Source organism: Borborobacter xinjiangensis, from assembly GCF_047739745.1.
Lineage (GTDB): Bacteria > Pseudomonadota > Alphaproteobacteria > Rhizobiales > Rhizobiaceae > Pseudaminobacter.
This window is the reverse complement of record NZ_JBLLVA010000006.1, coordinates 120254-137431: the sequence shown is the minus strand read 5'-3', so window position 1 is coordinate 137431 and position 17178 is coordinate 120254. Positions and strand designations below refer to the sequence as shown.

The following is a 17178-nucleotide window of genomic DNA, read 5'->3' as shown; positions in this document are numbered from 1 at the left end:
GGCTCTCGCTTGGCCAATCCGACACATGCCTTGCCGGCACTGAACGACTATGCACGGCTGGTCCGCAGGCGGGTCCTTCTGCTGGCGGCACTTTGTGCGGTTGTCGGGCTTGCTGTCCTCGCCGATCTCGTGACGGGGCCATCCAGTCTTTCCCCTGTCGATGCAATCCGAGGGTTGATCGGTCACGACGGTCTGTCTGCACCATTCAGGGTCATCATCTGGGATGTGCGCCTGCCGCAGGCACTGCTTGCCATTCTCGTCGGCGGCGCGTTGTCGCTTGCCGGCGCGGAGATGCAGACCATTCTCAACAATCCGCTGGCCAGCCCCTTCACGCTTGGCGTGTCATCGGCGGCGTCTCTGGGAGCCGCGCTGGCGATCGTGCTCGGCGTGGGAATTCCCGGCATGGACGGCTCGTGGGTGATTGCCGGGAACGCCTTCTTCTTCGCCTTCGGTTCGGTCCTTCTGCTGCACTCACTGTCGCGACTGCGCGGCACCGGCACCGAAACGCTGATCCTGTTCGGTATCGCCATGGTCTTCACGTTCAACGCGCTCGTTGCGTTGATCCAGTTCGTCGCGACACAGGAAGCGTTGCAGCAGCTCGTCTTCTGGAGCATGGGAAGCCTCTCACGCGCCAATTGGGAAAAGCTCGGGCTCCTGAGCATGGTAGTGGCCCTTGTGACGCCGTTCGCCTTCCTTGATTCGTGGAAACTGACGGCGATGCGCCTCGGCGAAGACCGCGCGCGAAGCTTCGGTATCAATGTCGGCAGGCTGCGCTTCATTTCGCTGCTGCGCGTCAGCATCCTTGCCGCTACTTCCGTTGCTTTCGTCGGCACGATTGGTTTCATCGGCCTCGTGGGCCCGCACATTGCCCGACTGCTCGTGGGAGAAGACCATCGCTTTTTCCTTCCTGCCAGCATGCTGACGGGCGCCGCGGTCCTGTCGCTCTCCTCGGTGGCCAGCAAGACCATCGTGCCCGGGGCGGTGATGCCGGTTGGCATCGTGACCGCGTTGATCGGCGTTCCATTCTTCATCACGCTGGTGCTGTTCCGACGCGAGCGAACCTGATGGCTGAGAAGGGTGTGGCTCTAACGGTGCAGAACCTCGCGGTCGGCTATCCGAACCGCAAGGTGATCGACAATCTCTCCCTGGCTCCGATGGTTGGCGGCGAGGTTGTCGCCTTGGTTGGGCCGAACGCTGCCGGCAAGACGACGCTGCTGCGTGGTCTGGCGGGCCTGACAAGAGGTTCCGGCTCCGTTCGCCTGGGTTCGCGCGAACTGTTCGGCCTGAGCGCGGCCGAATATGCCTCATATGTCACCTATATGCCCCAATCGCTGCCCCAGCGGGTAGCGTTGTCGGTCTTCGAGGCGGTGCTCAGCGCGCTGAAAGCCTCGCCTCATAGCGCAAATGCCGGGCAAGACGATCACGGGCACGCCCTGCGCACGCTGCAGCGCCTTGGGATCGAAAAACTGGCCTTGCGCGCGCTGGACGAGCTTTCCGGCGGCCAGCGCCAGATGGCAAGCCTTGCCCAGGCGCTGGCGCGCGAGCCCTCAGTTCTGCTTCTTGATGAACCGACAAGCGCGCTGGATCTCCATCACCAGATGCGGGTGATGAGCGTTGTCAAAGAGATCGCGCGTGAGCGCAATATCGTGGTGCTGGTGGTGCTTCACGATATTGCGCTCGCCTGCCGCTGGTGCGAGCGGGTGATCGTCCTGTCCCAAGGGAAGGTGGTCGCCGATGGCGCGCCTGAAATTGCCGTCTCGCCTTCGATGTTCGCCGATGTCTATGGTGTTTCTGCACGCGTCGAACGTTGTTCGCGTGGCTTCATGCAAATCATGGTCGACGGGGTGCTCGACGCGACCTTAGCGCAGACTATCCCAGTTGAGCCCGGATAGCGGCACGGCCAGGAACCGGCCGTTGAGTTCTTCCAGGGTCTTTTCCGGGTCGATGTCGCTGAAAAGGTCTGGACGGATCCATGTGGCCAACACTTCCACGGTCAGCACGTCAAGCGGCGAATTCAGCAATTGGTGAGCGACCCCGTGAACATGGCCGTCCCGTACGGCGCTTAGTTGCGAGATGCCGTTGCGGGCGGCCACGCGGGCGAGTGTCTTCTGCACCGTGTCTGCATCATAGCCCGGTCCGATCAGCAAACCGTTGGTGCCCTTCATATGCGGCCCGCCGGTCGCGACATAGACCTGCGGATCGGTCGCAATCACATATTCAAGATTGAGCGTGCCGGTCACCGACGGGATCGCCGCGCTTCCGATATTCTCGCCGCCGGCAAGCTCAATGTAATTGCCTATATTGCCACGACCTGGCGAAACGCAGCATTCGTCGGTTCGCGCCGCATGGGGTTCGAGAAAGACACGCGGCCTCGGGCTGCGGTCAGCCGCGATCTTCTGCGCGATTCTGTCCAGATGAGCGCGCCGAAAGGCGACGAATGTTTCCGCCTGTTCCGCCCTCCCGGTTACCGCCCCGAGCAGGCGCATGCCTGATTCGAGATTTTCCAGTGGCTGATTGAAAAAGTCTATGATGGCAACGGAAACCCCAGCGGCTTCTATGCGGGCGATCTCGTCGTGCGTGGGCATCGACTGAAGTGAGAAAATCGCCAGGTCCGGCTCGGCGGCCAGAACCTGCTCGACGGAGAAATTACCCGCCGAACTGCCTGCCTGCTTCAATTGCTCGATGGCCGGAAATTTTTGCCGGTATTGTTCGTAGAGCTCCGGCCCGATGCGATGGATGTCCTTTGGCCAGGCCGACAGCACGCTGACGGGGTCGGGATGGATCAGTGACAACGCGACGAGATAGCGGCCGTCGTCGATCAATATCCGCCGAGCCGGCTCGGCAAGCACCACTTTGCGGCCGGTGACATCCGTGACCTCGAAATCGGCGTGGGCCGGCAGCGCGGCGATGACTGACGCAACCGCGACCAGCACCATCGCGAAGGCTTTCGCAAGTCGCGAGCAAAGCCGTGACGGCGACGGAAGCCGAGAGAGGATGGACTGCATGAACTTGACTCTAGCATTCATATTTCTTCGCTACATCCGCTGATGCAGAGATGCTGTCAAGTCCGGGGAACACGCCGCGGCACCATCCGGAGCAAAAGTCCGTCCTTGCGAAGATACTGGTGCCAGAAGGCTGCCGCGACATGCACCGCCACGATCAAGGCGATGATGTAGGACAGGGAGAGATGCAGGTCGCGCGGCCAGCGCCCGATGCTTTTTCCGAACGCGGTAATGGTCAGAAGCCCGAGCACGGGTTGTACAAGGATCGCAAGATAGAGCAGTCCGTGGGTCAATCGCGCCAGCACCACGTGGGCGGGCCGCATTTCGGCGGGCAGTGGCGGTGCGGGATGGGTAAGCCGCCACCCTGTCCGCAGGACTGCTGCCACCAGGATAATCGTGCCGATCACGATATGGATGCGAAACAAATAAAAGCGGGGCTCCGAACCGCGCTCGAAAAAACCCCATAACCAGCCCGTGGCAAATTGCGCCAGCACCATGGCCGCAACAACCCAATGCAGCCAGATTGCCGCCTTGTCATAACGCTCAGAGTTCATAGTTCCCTTTGATTGCTGGTGGAGATCAGCCCGGCGACGCAGGCGCAATCGGGCATCATGGATTTTGGCGAACATTGCAAGTTTTTAAGTTGACAAGCAGTGTCATCTTTTTATTGGTGCACGGAAATCGCGATTTCCACCTCTGCGGGAAGCATTGGCGCCGTGATCGGTGCCATCGGACTGTGGTGAAGGGACGCACGGGCAACCATCGGTCAAAGGCGGCGAAAGCCGGCCAGAGAGTTATGCAAGTGAAATTTTCCTGCTTGGGTCGGCAGTTCTGATGACCGGGACAAAAACGCCCGTCGGCACCGCCGCTGTGATTCCTTCGGCCGATGAAGCGGTCTTCAGGCTCGTCTCATCAAGCCGGGCGCTGGTAGCCAAAGGCATAAGGCGGGAGCTTCCGCATGGCAGCGCGGATACGCTTGCCGCGCGTGCACGATCCTTTTTCGCCGAAGTGACGGATGGGCCGCGCTATCTCGTCGGTGCATTGCCGTTCAGCCGTGAAAAACCGAACTATCTTTTCCAGCCGCAACGCCTGTCGTTCGATCAGCCGGATGGTGCGGCCTCCGCTTCTCCCGCGCGTGGGGCGCATGCCAGCGGCGGCAGATGGATCGTGGAGGCCCGGCCGACCGCCACGGAATATGGTGATGCCGTGGAAAGGTGCCTTGCCATCATGGCAGGCACACAAGGGGAGGCGGAACCTGTCAGCAAGGTCGTGCTGTCCCGCAGCCTGACAGCGACCGGGCGGCAGCCGGTCGATCCGGCTGCGTTGGTTGAAGTGCTCGGCCACGATCCAAGCGTTACGGTTTTTTCGACGCCTCTGCCTTCCACGGCATCGGCCGCGCCGCGCCTGCTTGTCGGCGCTACACCTGAATTGCTGGTTTCAAAGACCGGCGCCACCGTCCTGTCGCATCCGCTTGCCGGTTCGGCCCGGCGAAGTGCCGATCCGACGGCTGACCGGAAATCCGCCGCCGCCCTGGAAAACTCGGAAAAGGACCAGCGTGAACACCGGGCCGTAGTGGAGGCAATCCTCGACACGCTCGCGCCTTATTGCAGCAAGCTGGATCTGCCGGACGGCACGACCCTGCGGCCGACCGAGACGATGTGGCATCTGGGAACGAGGATCGTCGGCACATTGAAGGACAGGGATACGCCGGTCGTGGAACTTGCAGGCGCACTCCACCCGACGCCGGCTGTCTGTGGCCTCCCGCGTGACCGCGCAGCCGCCATCATTGGGGCGCTGGAAGAGTACGATCGCGACTTTTACGCTGGCGCGGTCGGATGGACCGACGCGGCGGGCGACGGAGCCTGGTATGTCTCCATTCGCTGCGCCGAAATTGCCGGAGCGCGCATCCGTCTTTATGCCGGGGCGGGCATCGTGGCGGGCTCGAACCCGCTCGAGGAAGCCGAAGAGACTTCGGCAAAGTTCATCGCAATGCTCACCGCCCTCGGCATTGACGAGCAAGGCAGGCCGCTGCGGGAACATGCGGCATGATGGACCCGCGACAGGAGTGGCCGGCCGAGTTCGCGGCCCGTTACCGCAGCGCCGGCTATTGGCGGGGGGAGACCTTTCCGGCCTTTCTGCGGCAGCGTGCACAGGAGATGCCCGATCGTCTGGCCGTCATCGGCGGCGAGCAGCGCTGGACCTATGGCGAGCTTCATCGCCGGGCCGAGACGGCGGCGGCCGGCTTCCTGGCGCTGGGCCTGAGGCCCGGTGATCGCGTCGTGGTCCAGCTTGCCAATGTCCCCGAGTTCCTTTCGGCGACGTTTGGCCTGTTCTATGCGGGTCTGGTGCCGGTCTTTGCACTGCCGGCGCACAGGCTGACCGAAATCTCCCATTTCGCGGACAAATCGGAGGCAAGCGCCTATGTGGTGGCGGCAAGCGATGAAGGCTTCGACTATCGCAAGCTGGCGCGCGAGGTCGTGGCCGCTACGCCATCTATCCACCATGTAGTCGTCATCGGAGAGGCCGAGGAATTCGTTGCTTTCGACGCTTTCCAGCTTGATTCAGCGCCGCTGCCCGGCTGTCCCTCGCCCTCCGCAGTGGCCTTCCTGCAGATTTCCGGCGGCAGTACCGGCCTTTCCAAGCTCATTCCCCGCACGCATGACGATTATATCTACAGTTTCCGGGCCAGCGCCGAGATTTGCCGGCTGGGTGCGGAAAGCGTCTATCTGGCCGCCTTGCCGGTGGCGCATAATTTCCCGATGAGTTCGCCGGGTGTCTTCGGCGCGCTCTATGCGGGAAGCCGCGTCGTCATGAGCCCGTCTCCCAGTCCGGAGACCGCCTTCCCGCTGATCGAACGCGAGAAGGTCACCATAACCGGCCTGGTGCCGCCCTTGGCTCTGCTTTGGCTTCAGGCGGCGCCCAACTCCAAATATGACTTGTCCAGTCTGCAGGTGCTTCAGGTCGGCGGCGCCAAATTCATGCCCGAAGCGGCCAGACGGGTACGGCCTGTCCTGGGCTGCACCTTGCAGCAGGTGTTCGGCATGGCCGAGGGGTTGGTGAATTACACCCGCCTCGACGATCCCGAAGAGATCATCGTCGAAACGCAGGGTCGTCCGATCAGTCCTGACGATGAAATCCTCATTGTTGACGATGAGGGCAATCCGGTTGCGGAGCACGAATCGGGCCATCTCTTGACGCGCGGGCCTTATACTATCCGCGCTTACCATAATGATGCTGCTGCAAATCAACGTTCGTTCACGCCGGATGGCTTCTACCGAACCGGCGACATGGTGAAGCGCACGGCAGGGGGCTATCTCGTCGTGCAGGGGCGCGCCACCGATCACATCAATCGCGCCGGCGAGAAAATTTCCGCCGAGGAGATCGAGGACCATCTGCTCGCCCATCCTAAAATTTTCGATGCGGCCGTGGTTTCGATCCCGGATCCGTTTCTAGGCGAACGTAGCTGTGCCTTCGTTATTGCGCAGGGACAAGCGCCCAAGGCGGCGGCCATCAAGGCATGGATGCGCGGCCGCAAACTCGCGGATTTCAAGGTCCCCGACCAGATCGTCTTCGTTGCGCAATTCCAAACCACGGCGGTCGGCAAAATCAGCCGAAAGGAGTTGCGCGCAAGGCTGCGCGCCGACTTCCTGGCCTCCGACGTCAACAGCAAAGTGAGCTGACAGCATCATGGGTTTGCCAAAAATCGCGCCTTACGAACTGCCGCGCCAGGAAGAGATTCCGGCGGCGCGTGGACCATGGCAAGTCGACAAGGCGCGCGCAGCGCTTCTCGTCCACGACATGCAGAATTATTTCGTCAGTGCGTTCGTGCCGGGCTCGTCGCCGATTACACCCGTAATCGGTAACATCGCACGACTTGTCGCTCATTGCCGGGCGAACGGGATTCCTGTTTTCTACACGGCGCAAAATGGCGACCAGGATCGTCGCGACCGTGGCCTTCAGGCCGATCTATGGGGTCCGGGCATGAGTTCGGCACCGGAGCACCAGGCGATCATTCCCAAATTGTCGCCGCAGGTCGACGACATCGTTCTGGTCAAGCACCGTTACAGTGCTTTCCAGCGCAGCAACCTGGAAGTCCTGATGCGCGTTCGCAAGCGCGACCAGCTCATCATCACAGGGATCTATGCGCATATCGGCTGCATGACGACGGCTGCCGAGGCGTTTCAGCGTGACATCGAAGCATTCTTCTCCGTAGACGCCACCGCCGACTTCTCGCGCCAGCAGCACGATCTGGCGGTGTCGTGGATTGCCGGAAGCTGCGGCGTGCCGATGACCACAGCGCGACTGCTTGCGGCTCTTGGCTGAACGATGGGAATTGAGATGAGCATTACCCTCGAACGGATGCGGGCGGACATTGCTGCAATGATCCATGAGGAGCCGGAGGCAATCGGCCTGGATGACAACCTGATGGACCTCGGCCTCGATTCGATGCGTCTGCTCAATCTGATCCTGCTTTGGCAGGAGGCAGGGGTCGATCTGGAGTTCGGCGAATTCGCCGAGCGTTTCACGCTTGTCGGCTGGTGGGAGGCTGTGCAGAAACGCCAGGCCTCCAAGGCTTGAAGCGGCTGGCATGAACGTCACGTTGTCCTGCGATCGAGATCCGGCCTACCCGCTGACGGAGGCGCAATCCGGTCTTTGGTATACGCAGCAGATCGATCCCGCCAATCCGATCCTCAATACCGGACAATATCTCGAAATCCGCGGCGCCCTCGATATCGAGGCGTTTCGCGAAGCTGTAAACCAAATGGTAGCGCAGACCGATGCGCTTGCCTTGCGCTTCCATGACACTGCCGAGGGGCCAAGACAGCGGGTCGACGAAACAGCGCGTCCCTGGCTGGAGATCATCGACCTCTCCGGTGTGCCCGATCCACAAGCGCAGGCTTTGGCGGCAATCGATCGCGATAGCACCACGCCGCTGGATCTTGCATGCGATCCGATTGCCGTCCTCAGGCTCTATATCCTCGGCGCCGAGCGGTTCTTCTGGTATGAGCGCATCCATCATCTCGCCATCGACGGTTATGGCATGGTGCTGGTGACCAACCGCGTAGCCGAGCTTTATTCGGCGCATATGAACGGCGCATCTCCCGCGGCGGCCTTTCCGTCCTTGAAAATTGCCTTCGACGACGATCTTGCTTACCGCGACTCCGAAAAGCGGGTTGCCGACCGGGCGTTCTGGCACCAGGAGATGCATGGACTTCAGGAAACCGGCAGCATGGCGCCGGGACGTCCGGTCTCGGCCCATCACTTCTACCGCGAGACGCTGCATTTCAGCCTATCGCAGATGCAGCGGCTGCGCGCTTTCGCCGATGGGACAAAGGTCACCTGGCCCGATGCGATAACCGGATTGGTGGCGGCCTATTGCCAGCGCTTCGCCGCCACGCCTGAAATCGTGGTCGGCGTGCCCCATATGGGCCGGCTGGGCAATGTCGCGGCACGTGTGCCCTGCATGCTCATGAATGTGCTGCCCTTGCGCATCGCGCCAGACGAGAGCCAGAAGCTGGCTGACTATCTCGTCGGGGTGTCCAAAGCGCTTATTCGCATGCGCCGGCACGGACGTTACCGCAGCGAACAGCTTCGCCGCGATCTTAGCCTAATGGGCGGCCAGCGGCGGCTCTATGGGCCACTCATCAATGTGCAGCCCTTCGACCTGCCACCAAAAATGTCTGGCCTCGATGTCCGCCTCAACATACTCGGCGCAGGCTCGGTGGACGACATCACCTTCACGTTCCGCGGCGATGCCAGCCACGGTTTGACATTCGAGGTCGATGCCAATCCGAACCTGTATTCGATGGCTGAGACCCGCGCGCATGCCGAGCGGCTGCTGGCCTTTCTCGATGCGGCAGTCGACGCGCGAAGGCTTTGCGACATACCGACCGCGAGTCCGCAGGAGGCGAAGCGCTTCATCTTCGATGTGAACCGGACCGGCCATTCCTTGCCGGACACCACGCTTGGCGCCTTGATCGAAGAGACAATGCGACGCACGCCGGATGCGCCGGCGCTTGTATTCGGCACAAAGACGCTTTGCTATCGCGACCTTGACCGGCGCACGGCAGCGCTGGCCAAGCACCTTCGCGGGCTCGGCGCTGGCCCCGAGAAGATCGTTGCGGTTGCCTTGCCTCGTTCGGCGGAACTCGTCATCGCCCTCGTTGCGGTTCTGAGAGCCGGGGCTGCCTATCTGCCGCTCGATCTCGACCATCCGCGCGAGAGGCTCCAGCGCATCCTGAAGTCGGCCGCGCCCGTTTGCGTGCTCACCTTGCAGGAACATGCCGGTCTTTTCGACGGCGACGCGCCCATACTGACCACAGTCGAATGGCCGCTGGACGGGCCGGAAACCCTGACCGGCAGTACCGGCCCCGGTAATATGGCCTATGTCATCTTCACTTCGGGTTCGACCGGCGAGCCGAAGGGTGTGGTGATCGAGCATCGCGCCATCGTCAACCGGCTCGAATGGATGCGCCAGCATTACGGGATTGGGCCGCATGACCGCATCCTGCAAAAGACACCCGCGACCTTCGATGTCTCGGTCTGGGAGTTCTTCCTGCCGCTGATCGCCGGCGCGACGCTGGTTGTCGCGCCGCCCGGCGCTCATCGTGATCCGGCCGCGATTGCATCCCTCATCCGCACTGAGGGAATCACGACAGTGCATTTCGTGCCCTCCATGCTGACGGCCTTCCTGGCGTCACCGGTCGCCAAAGGGCTGACGCTCGCGCGGGTATTCTGCAGCGGCGAGGAACTGACCGCCGACCAACGCGGCCGCTTTCACCTGACCGTCAAGGCGGAGCTGCACAACCTCTACGGGCCGACGGAGGCGGCGGTCGATGTAAGCTTTTGGTCGGCTGAGCCTGCGGACCGCTCATCGCCCGTCCCCATCGGCTTTCCGGTGTGGAACACAAGGCTCTATGTACTCGACGATCAGATGAGAGCCGTCCCGCCCGGTATCCCGGGCCATCTTTTCCTTGCCGGCGTACAGCTTGCGCGCGGCTATCTAAGGGAGCCGGACCTGACGGCGGAACGCTTCATCGACGATCCGTTCGTGGCAGGCGAGCGCATGTATCGCACCGGTGATCTCGCGCGGCTACGGCAAGATGGCGCGGTGGTTTTCCTGGGCCGGTCCGACCATCAGGTTAAGGTCAGGGGGCTGCGCATCGAGCTTGGCGAAATCGAAGCCGCGATCCTGTCGTCAGGTCTGGTCCGGCAGGCCGGGGTCATCGCGCGGGAGGACCGGCCGGGAGATCGGCGCATCGTCGCCTATCTGGTTGCCGACCCGGCATGCGATGTAGCCGCGTTGCGCCGGCATCTGGCCCGGCTGCTTCCCGACTATATGATCCCGTCGGCATTCGTGGCGCTCGATGCTCTCCCGGTAACAGCGAATGGCAAGCTCGATCGCGGCGCTCTTCCAGCCGTCGAGATCAAAATGGCGGAAAGCCGTCCGCCGGCGAGCGAAACGGAAACGGTGCTGTGCGCACTGGTCGCGCAGGTGCTTGGCCTCGACACGCCGCCCGGCCCCGAAGCCGATTTCTTCGAGCTTGGCGGGGATTCGCTGCTCGCCGTAAACCTGATCTTGCGCATTCAGGAGCTTTTGGGGCGCGATCCCGGTCTAGGCGCCTTGTTCGAGCATCCGACAATCGCCGCTCTGGCCGCGGAACTCGACGCGGAGGAGCGGGCCCATGACAGCGGTCTCAATCCTATGATCTGTCTCGCGCACAGCGAGAGCGATCGGCCGCCGCTCTTCCTCGTTCATCCCGCCGGCGGCATCTCCTGGTGCTATCGCAATCTCGCCCGCGCGCTGTCGCCGCACAGGAGCGTCCACGGGCTGCAATCCCCGGCCTTGGACACCGCGCATCCGTTGCCTGGAAGCCTGGATGCACTTGCGGCGGACTATGTGTCACTCATTATCGAGGCCTGCCCGAAAGGGCCGTACCATCTTGCCGGTTGGTCGGTTGGAGGCATCATCGCCCACGCCATGGCCGTCGATTTGCGCCGGCGGGGTCGCGATGTCGGTCTTGTCGCGCTGCTCGATTCCTATCCAAGTGAACGCTGGCGTGCCGAACCGGAACCGGACGAGGTCGCCGCCTTGCGGGCCCTGCTTGCGATCGCCGGCTACGACCCGCAGGGCTACCCTGAACTTGTTACACGCGATGCAATCGTGGACTTCCTACGTCGCGGCGACAGCTCTCTCGGCGGCTTGCCCGACCCGGTGCTCGACGGTGTCGTTCGCGTCGTGCTCGACACCAACCGCCTGGTGCGCGGCCATCATCACCACCGCTATGACGGGACGATCACCCACATCCGAGCCGCACTCGACCACCAGAGCGGCAGCTTGGTGCCGGATCTTTGGCTGGAGCATGCCGCCGCGCTCGACCGCATCGACGTGCCGTTCGTGCACGGGCAATTGACCGCACCGGAAGCGACGGCGCTGATCGCGCCCGCACTCAACCGGCGGCTTTCTGCTTTCGACATCAAGGAGATTGCCTGATGCGCCTGACCGGGATTGCCGGAAAGATAGCCATTGTCACCGGAGCCGGAGGCGGCATCGGCCAAGCGGTCGTTCGCCTGCTCGGCGAGACAGGCGCGCGGGTCGTCGCTACTGACCGCGATGCCCGCATGCTCGCGCCGCTTGCAAGCGAGACGGTGCTCGCCGAAACGCTCGACATAGGCGATTCGACGGCGGTCGATGCACTGGTCGAACGCGTCGAGACGGATGTGGGGCCGGTGGATATCGGCATCAACGTCGCAGGCGTGCTTTCGACGGATCTGGTTGCCGACACGAACGACGAAACTTGGCGCAATGTGTTCGCAGTGAATACGGACGGCGTCTTTCACCTGTCGCGGGCGCTGGCTCGACGCATGGTGCCTCGCAAGCGTGGCGCCATCGTCACCGTAAGCTCGAATGCCGCCGGCATCCCACGCCACGGCATGGCCGCATACGCCGCCTCGAAGGCAGCCGCCACAATGTTCACGCGCTGCCTCGGCCTCGAGCTGGCACCTTTTGGCATACGCTGCAACATCGTTGCGCCGGGTTCGACGCTGACGCCTATGCAGACCGGAATGTGGACCGATGACAAGGGCGCCGAACGTGTGATCGCCGGTTCGTTGGAAACCTACAAGTCCGGAATTCCCCTCGGGAAATTGGCCACGCCGGAGGATATAGCCAACGCGGTGATCTTCCTGCTTTCCGAGCAGGCGGGGCACATCACCATGGGCGACCTCTATGTGGACGGCGGAGCCACGCTAAGGGCTTGACTCGAGTCCCGACGTGCAATTTATCTTGAGTTATTTAATCATCTTTTTAGCAGCGGTCTGCCTCGGCAGCAAACTCCCTTCCGTCCGTGATCTTAACCAACCAGGAAACCACCAATGACGGCCTTTACGAGAATCTTCATCGGCTCCCCGACGAAATGGCAAATGAGAGCGGGGATTGTCGCATCCATCTTCGCGCTCGGCATGAACAGTGCGCTGGCGCAGGTGGCATTTGAGGCGCCGGACGCCGGCTACGAAGGCCGCGTTCGCGTTTCCGGAGCAACGGTCGGTGCGCCGGTCCATGCTGGTGGCGAGGTCACGATCAGTGGCCAGAATTTCAAGCCAGGGCAGCAAATCGTCCTTTCTCATGGAACCACCCCGATCGCTTCACACCCATTCGTGGCCGATCAGGAGGGCAAGTTCACCGGCAGCTTCAGCCTGCCTGCCGAAGCCACGATCGGCATGCATCCGCTGGTCCTGTCGACGGCAGCCCCGTATCACGCCGAGATACTCGACCTGAAGATCTCGCCTGAGGTTGCACTGTCCGGCGCCGACTTGTTCGATACGCAAACGAACAAGCTCGTGCCGGGGCTCTATCAGTCGGCCTACAGCGCGAAGAACAATGCAATCTACGTAACCGCCGCGAGCGGGCGTCCCCCGGTGAAGCAGTCACAGATAATCAAGGTCGATCCCGCGACATTGGAGATCGTTGCCAGTGTCACGCCGGACGCGGCTCCAGGACGCGATGGCGGCGAGGGCGGTGTTTTTGCCGTCTATGGCGTGGCGGTGGATGACGCAAACGACACGATCTGGGTCACCAACACGCGCCAGAACACGGTGGCTGTCTACAAGCAATCCAATCTGTCGCTGGTCAAGCAATTCGAGCCGGGCATGGTAGAACATGCCCGCGACGTGGCAATCGACGAGAAGAGCGGCAGGGCTTACGCCTCGTCGACCGGATCGCCGAACATTGCTGTATTCAATATCGAGACCCTTGAATTGGTCGAGAACATCGAAATCAAGACGACGAAACGCGGCAAGGACTTTTCTGTCGGCAGTCTCAGCCTCGATGCGGAATCGGGCAAGCTCTACACGGTCAGCCTGGCAACCGACGAGGCAGCTATCATCGATATCGCATCCGGCGCTGTCGAAAAGGTGTTCCCCGTCGAAGGCGCGCTGACGCCAATCGGCGTTGCCCATGATGCCAAGACCAATCGGATATTCGTGGCAGGTCAAGGCAGCGACAATCTATCGATCGTCGATGCCGATAGCGGCATGACGCTGCATGACGTGAAGGTGGGCGCAGGTGCCCTCAACGTGGCATTCGACCCGGTTGGGCACCTCGCCTATGTCAGCAGCCGTGATGCCGGAACCGTGACGGTCGTCGATCCCAATGGGAAGATCGTAGCGAATCTCGAGAATGCGCCGCTCGCCAATCACGTCATTGCCGATGGCAAGGGCAATGTCTATGCGATCAACAAGTCACGCGGCCCCGACAATCCGCAGGGTGATCGCATCACGCGCATCACGCAGAAGAAGTGATGCAATCGGAGACGGCACGTCCGACCCGTGCCGTCGTCCACCGATCGCGCAAAACCTCGGTGCGCGCATCTGGGTTTCGACTTTACACATCGCTTTTGTGGGCGACCGCCGAATATGGCGAGACAGTGTCGAAAATATAGTTGACAGTAATACTCATGTTTCATAGGTCGACATCGCTGTCGACGTTCCGCAGCTACCCAGCTTCTCCAGAGGCACAGGTAAAATTCTGGAACACACATGTTTGAGCCGCGGTGTTTTTCAAGGCCGCTGGGCATCCGGGTAGTTGAGGGGATTTGTTGTTATGAGCATTGAGAATATCGCGCCGCGGACCGCGCCGGATTCGCTAACGCCGCCGAGGAACACCCTTGGCCTTCTTCCTCTTCTGGCCTTGTCTGCCGCACTGACCGGTCCGGCATTCGCACAGTCGCCAGCAGAACGCGTCGCGCCGGCTGCCAATGGCGGCGACATTGCGCTCGATCAGATCAATGTCGAGGCCGGCGGGAGTTCCTCCAACGCTGTCGAGCAGGAAACCTCGCTAGGGCGTCTACCGGGCAAGGTGAAGGACGTCCCCCAGGTGGTCAACGTCGTGACGCCACAGCTGATGGAGGAACAGAAAACCCAAACGCTCGAGCAGGTGCTCCGCAACGTGCCGGGCGTAACCATGGCGATCGGCGAAGGTGGCGGCGGGCTGAACGGCGATCAGTTCAAGATCCGAGGCTTCGAAGCCAAAGGCGATATCTATAGCGATGGACTGCGCGACTTCGGCGTGTATGTGCGTGACAGCTTCGCCTATGAAGGTGTTCAGGTCTTCAAGGGCCCGTCATCCGAAAGCTTCGGCATGGGCACGACCGGTGGCGCTATCAACACCCAGCAGAAGAAAGCGCATCTGGCGGATGAAACCTATGTCGAGGGACAGGGCGGCAACGGCCCGCTGGGACGCGTCATGCTCGACATCAACAAGCAGCTCAGCGAGACCAGCGCCCTGCGTTTCGTTGCGATGGGTCACTGGCAGGACGTTGTAGGGCGCGACAATATCGAATCCAACCGTGCCGGCATGCTCGCCACCGGGTCATTTGGTATCGGCACGGACCTGACCTGGGATATTTCGTACTTCTACCAGCATGGCGACCGCACGCCGGACTACGGCGTGCCGATGGTTGCCAATGGTACGGCCTCGCCGAGCAATCCCAACTTGCCGATATTCGAATTCGGAGTGCCGCGTTCGAGCTTCTACGGCAAGGCGCAGGATCACGACATCTTCAATACCCACGCGCTTACGTCCAGGGTGAAGTGGGAAGCCGATGAATGGCTGACCCTCTATAACGATACGCGACTGTCGGCGTATGATCGCGACTTCTCGACCAGCGTGCCAAGTTGCAGCGGCGCCTGCTCGACTGACTTCTTCTCCGGCAACCCCGCCTTCCTGTCCGGCTATGGCGGCGGTAATCCTACCTATGAGCAGAATTCCTGGGGCATCCAGAACGTCACAACCGGCGTGGCGAAGTTCGAGACCGGTTCTTTGCGTCACGAGTTGGTCGTCGGCGTCGATGCGTTCTACCAAAAGAACGAACGCGATGCTTTCGCCGTGTCTGGTAAGGATCCCTCCATCGTGGATGTCCGCAATCCCGGCGCGACCTTCGACCTTCCTTATACCGTCACCCGTAACGTCAACGGTGATCGCAGTGGCTCGGGCACGAATATCGCGCTGTTTGCCTCGGATCGTGTCTGGTTGACGCCGGAGTTCTCCGTTCTCGCTGGTGGCCGCTGGGACTATTTCGACTCCAGGTATCATCAGGCGACCACGTCAAGCAGCGACCCGGCTCCTTTCGACGGGCGGGAAAAAACCAGCGCCTTCTCGCCCAAAGCCTCAGTGATTTGGGAGCCGACGCAGGACCAGACCTACTACGCATCGTGGGCCCGTTCGTTCACGCCCGCCGGTCAGTTCATTGCCAACACCTCCTCCGCCATCAGCCCCAATACTCCTGATCTGGACCCGGAAAAGAGCGACCTCTACGAGGTCGGCGCCAAGATCAATTTCCTCGGCGGACTCATGAGCGTGACCGGTGCGGTGTTTCAGATTGAGAAGAGCAACGCCTTTTACACCGATCCCGTTACGGGCGACACCGAGATAACGGGCGAGGAGCAGCGCGTGCGCGGCATCGAGCTTGGCGTGTCCGGCAAGCCCACCGACAATTGGACTGTCGGCCTGTCCTACAGCTATATGGACAGCGAAATTCTGGCTGCCTTCAATTCTTCGGGTGTATCTACAGGCGCTGAAGGCAACGAAGTCGCCTATGTGCCGCACAATTCGGTGTCGCTGTGGACTAGCTATGAGGTCTCGCGTCACTTCGAAATGGAAGGCAGGCTCGATGTTGGCGGCGGTATCGTCTATTCCGACGCCTACTACACCAACTCGGCCAATACCGGCCGGATTCCGGAATCCTTCTCGCTGGATGCTTTCGTCGCCTATGAGTACAAAAACCTCAAATTTGCGCTCAACGGATACAATCTGACGGACGAGTTGAACTACTCGACGGGCTGGAGCAATCGGGCTGTCGTGGCGCCAGGCCGCAGCTTCATCCTGACTGTCGGCGCCAAGTTCTAGGAGACCTAAATGCGGGGGATAGATGGGCCGGATAGGTGATATCCGGCCTGTGGCAATTTCCGAAGTGGAGAAGCGGACAAATGCTGATCACGATCCCTGACGTTCTGACCCCCGAGGAACTTGCGCATGTCCGGAAGGCTCTTGAAGAGACCCGATGGGTAGACGGTCGCGCCACCGCCGGCGAACAGGCGGCGATGGTCAAGAAGAACCTCCAGGTGCCGGTCGACTCGCCTGTCGCGCAAGAGCTCAGCCAGATCGTCTTGCGTGCTCTCGGTCGTAACCCGACTTTCTCTTCGGCCGCGCTGCCGATGCATGTGCTGCCGCCAATGTTCAACCGCTACGATGTCGGCATGACCTTCGGCGCGCATGTCGACGGTTCCATCCGCGTCGTACCCGGTACGGGCATGCGTATCCGTGCCGACGTATCCTCGACGCTGTTCTTGACGCCGCCGGAAGACTATGACGGTGGCGAATTGGTCGTTCATGACACTTATGGTGTTCACAAGGTCAAGCTTCCGGCTGGGCATCTCGTGATCTATCCGGCAACGAGCATGCACAGCGTAACGCCCGTTACCCGCGGCAGCCGTTGGGCTTCGTTCTTCTGGACACAGTCGATGGTCAAGGATGATTGGCAGCGCAACATGCTCTACGATCTGGACATGTCGATCATCCAGGTCCGGCAACAGATGCCCGACGATCATCCGGCGGTCGTCGGCTTAACGGCGCATTATCACAATCTCATTCGTCACTGGTCGGAACTATGAGAGGGAG

Annotated in this window: 13 protein-coding genes; 11 read left to right on the top strand and 2 right to left on the bottom strand. The window is 61.5% G+C overall.

Annotated features, from left to right (window positions below; translation table 11 throughout):
- The first annotated feature begins 9 nt into the window (after nucleotides 1–9).
- Both ACLKMW_RS09590 and ACLKMW_RS09585 read left to right on the top strand, forming a co-directional pair.
- Nucleotides 10–1065: a FecCD family ABC transporter permease gene (locus ACLKMW_RS09590; RefSeq protein ID WP_415724228.1), complete on the top strand. Its 1056-nt coding sequence runs from the start codon at nucleotides 10–12 to the stop codon at nucleotides 1063–1065.
- Nucleotides 1065–1892, top strand: a complete 828-nt coding sequence (locus tag ACLKMW_RS09585; protein ID WP_415724227.1) for an ABC transporter ATP-binding protein — start codon at nucleotides 1065–1067, stop codon at nucleotides 1890–1892. Before ACLKMW_RS09590 ends, ACLKMW_RS09585 begins: the two co-directional genes overlap by 1 nt.
- Here ACLKMW_RS09585 and ACLKMW_RS09580 read toward each other — a convergent pair.
- Both ACLKMW_RS09580 and ACLKMW_RS09575 read right to left on the bottom strand, forming a co-directional pair.
- Nucleotides 1860–3005, bottom strand: coding sequence for an ABC transporter substrate-binding protein (locus ACLKMW_RS09580; RefSeq protein WP_415724226.1), 1146 nt, complete (start codon nucleotides 3003–3005; stop codon nucleotides 1860–1862). The genes ACLKMW_RS09585 and ACLKMW_RS09580 overlap by 33 nt on opposite strands.
- A 56-nt stretch (nucleotides 3006–3061) precedes the next feature.
- The gene (locus ACLKMW_RS09575; protein ID WP_415724225.1) at nucleotides 3062–3631 is read right to left on the bottom strand and encodes a cytochrome b; all 570 of its coding nucleotides are present in this window, start codon (nucleotides 3629–3631) and stop codon (nucleotides 3062–3064) included.
- Nucleotides 3632–3836: 205 nt separating this feature from the next.
- On the opposite strand from ACLKMW_RS09575, the gene ACLKMW_RS09570 reads away from it, so the two are divergent.
- From ACLKMW_RS09570 to ACLKMW_RS09530, 9 genes are all read left to right on the top strand, one after another.
- A complete protein-coding gene (locus ACLKMW_RS09570) occupies nucleotides 3837–5051 on the top strand; it encodes an isochorismate synthase (protein ID WP_415724224.1) in 1215 nt (404 codons plus the stop codon).
- Nucleotides 5048–6682, top strand: a complete 1635-nt coding sequence (locus ACLKMW_RS09565; protein ID WP_415724223.1) for a (2,3-dihydroxybenzoyl)adenylate synthase — start codon at nucleotides 5048–5050, stop codon at nucleotides 6680–6682. The genes ACLKMW_RS09570 and ACLKMW_RS09565 overlap by 4 nt, the downstream gene beginning before the upstream one ends.
- A gap of 7 nt (nucleotides 6683–6689) precedes the next feature.
- On the top strand, nucleotides 6690–7325 hold the full coding sequence (locus ACLKMW_RS09560) for an isochorismatase family protein (RefSeq protein WP_415724222.1): 636 nt from the start codon (nucleotides 6690–6692) through the stop codon (nucleotides 7323–7325).
- Between the two features lie 15 nt (nucleotides 7326–7340).
- Entirely contained in the window at nucleotides 7341–7580 is a 240-nt protein-coding gene (locus ACLKMW_RS09555) for a phosphopantetheine-binding protein (protein WP_415724221.1), read from the top strand.
- 10 nt (nucleotides 7581–7590) lie between these two features.
- Nucleotides 7591–11496, top strand: a complete 3906-nt coding sequence (locus ACLKMW_RS09550; RefSeq protein WP_415724220.1) for an amino acid adenylation domain-containing protein — start codon at nucleotides 7591–7593, stop codon at nucleotides 11494–11496.
- On the top strand, nucleotides 11496–12263 hold the full coding sequence (locus tag ACLKMW_RS09545; RefSeq protein WP_415724219.1) for a 2,3-dihydro-2,3-dihydroxybenzoate dehydrogenase: 768 nt from the start codon (nucleotides 11496–11498) through the stop codon (nucleotides 12261–12263). The genes ACLKMW_RS09550 and ACLKMW_RS09545 overlap by 1 nt, the downstream gene beginning before the upstream one ends.
- Before the next feature lie 114 nt (nucleotides 12264–12377).
- Nucleotides 12378–13802: a YncE family protein gene (locus tag ACLKMW_RS09540; protein WP_415724218.1), complete on the top strand. Its 1425-nt coding sequence runs from the start codon at nucleotides 12378–12380 to the stop codon at nucleotides 13800–13802.
- A gap of 301 nt (nucleotides 13803–14103) precedes the next feature.
- Nucleotides 14104–16407: a TonB-dependent receptor gene (locus tag ACLKMW_RS09535; protein WP_415724217.1), complete on the top strand. Its 2304-nt coding sequence runs from the start codon at nucleotides 14104–14106 to the stop codon at nucleotides 16405–16407.
- Nucleotides 16408–16487: 80 nt separating this feature from the next.
- Nucleotides 16488–17171, top strand: coding sequence for a Fe2+-dependent dioxygenase (locus ACLKMW_RS09530; protein ID WP_415724216.1), 684 nt, complete (start codon nucleotides 16488–16490; stop codon nucleotides 17169–17171).
- Nucleotides 17172–17178 lie beyond the last annotated feature (7 nt).

Bases quoted from the DNA above. Each gene is read 5' to 3' on its own strand.
- ACLKMW_RS09535 (WP_415724217.1), top strand. From the start codon at position 14,104: ATGAGCATTGAGAATATCGCGCCGCGGACCGCGCCGGATTCGCTAACG.
- ACLKMW_RS09530 (WP_415724216.1), top strand. From the start codon at position 16,488: ATGCTGATCACGATCCCTGACGTTCTGACCCCCGAGGAACTTGCGCAT.
- ACLKMW_RS09555 (WP_415724221.1), top strand. From the start codon at position 7,341: ATGAGCATTACCCTCGAACGGATGCGGGCGGACATTGCTGCAATGATC.
- ACLKMW_RS09540 (WP_415724218.1), top strand. From the start codon at position 12,378: ATGACGGCCTTTACGAGAATCTTCATCGGCTCCCCGACGAAATGGCAA.
- ACLKMW_RS09570 (WP_415724224.1), top strand. From the start codon at position 3,837: ATGACCGGGACAAAAACGCCCGTCGGCACCGCCGCTGTGATTCCTTCG.
- ACLKMW_RS09545 (WP_415724219.1), top strand. From the start codon at position 11,496: ATGCGCCTGACCGGGATTGCCGGAAAGATAGCCATTGTCACCGGAGCC.
- ACLKMW_RS09585 (WP_415724227.1), top strand. From the start codon at position 1,065: ATGGCTGAGAAGGGTGTGGCTCTAACGGTGCAGAACCTCGCGGTCGGC.
- ACLKMW_RS09580 (WP_415724226.1), bottom strand. From the start codon at position 3,005: ATGCAGTCCATCCTCTCTCGGCTTCCGTCGCCGTCACGGCTTTGCTCG.
- ACLKMW_RS09550 (WP_415724220.1), top strand. From the start codon at position 7,591: ATGAACGTCACGTTGTCCTGCGATCGAGATCCGGCCTACCCGCTGACG.
- ACLKMW_RS09560 (WP_415724222.1), top strand. From the start codon at position 6,690: ATGGGTTTGCCAAAAATCGCGCCTTACGAACTGCCGCGCCAGGAAGAG.
- ACLKMW_RS09575 (WP_415724225.1), bottom strand. From the start codon at position 3,631: ATGTTCGCCAAAATCCATGATGCCCGATTGCGCCTGCGTCGCCGGGCT.
- ACLKMW_RS09565 (WP_415724223.1), top strand. From the start codon at position 5,048: ATGATGGACCCGCGACAGGAGTGGCCGGCCGAGTTCGCGGCCCGTTAC.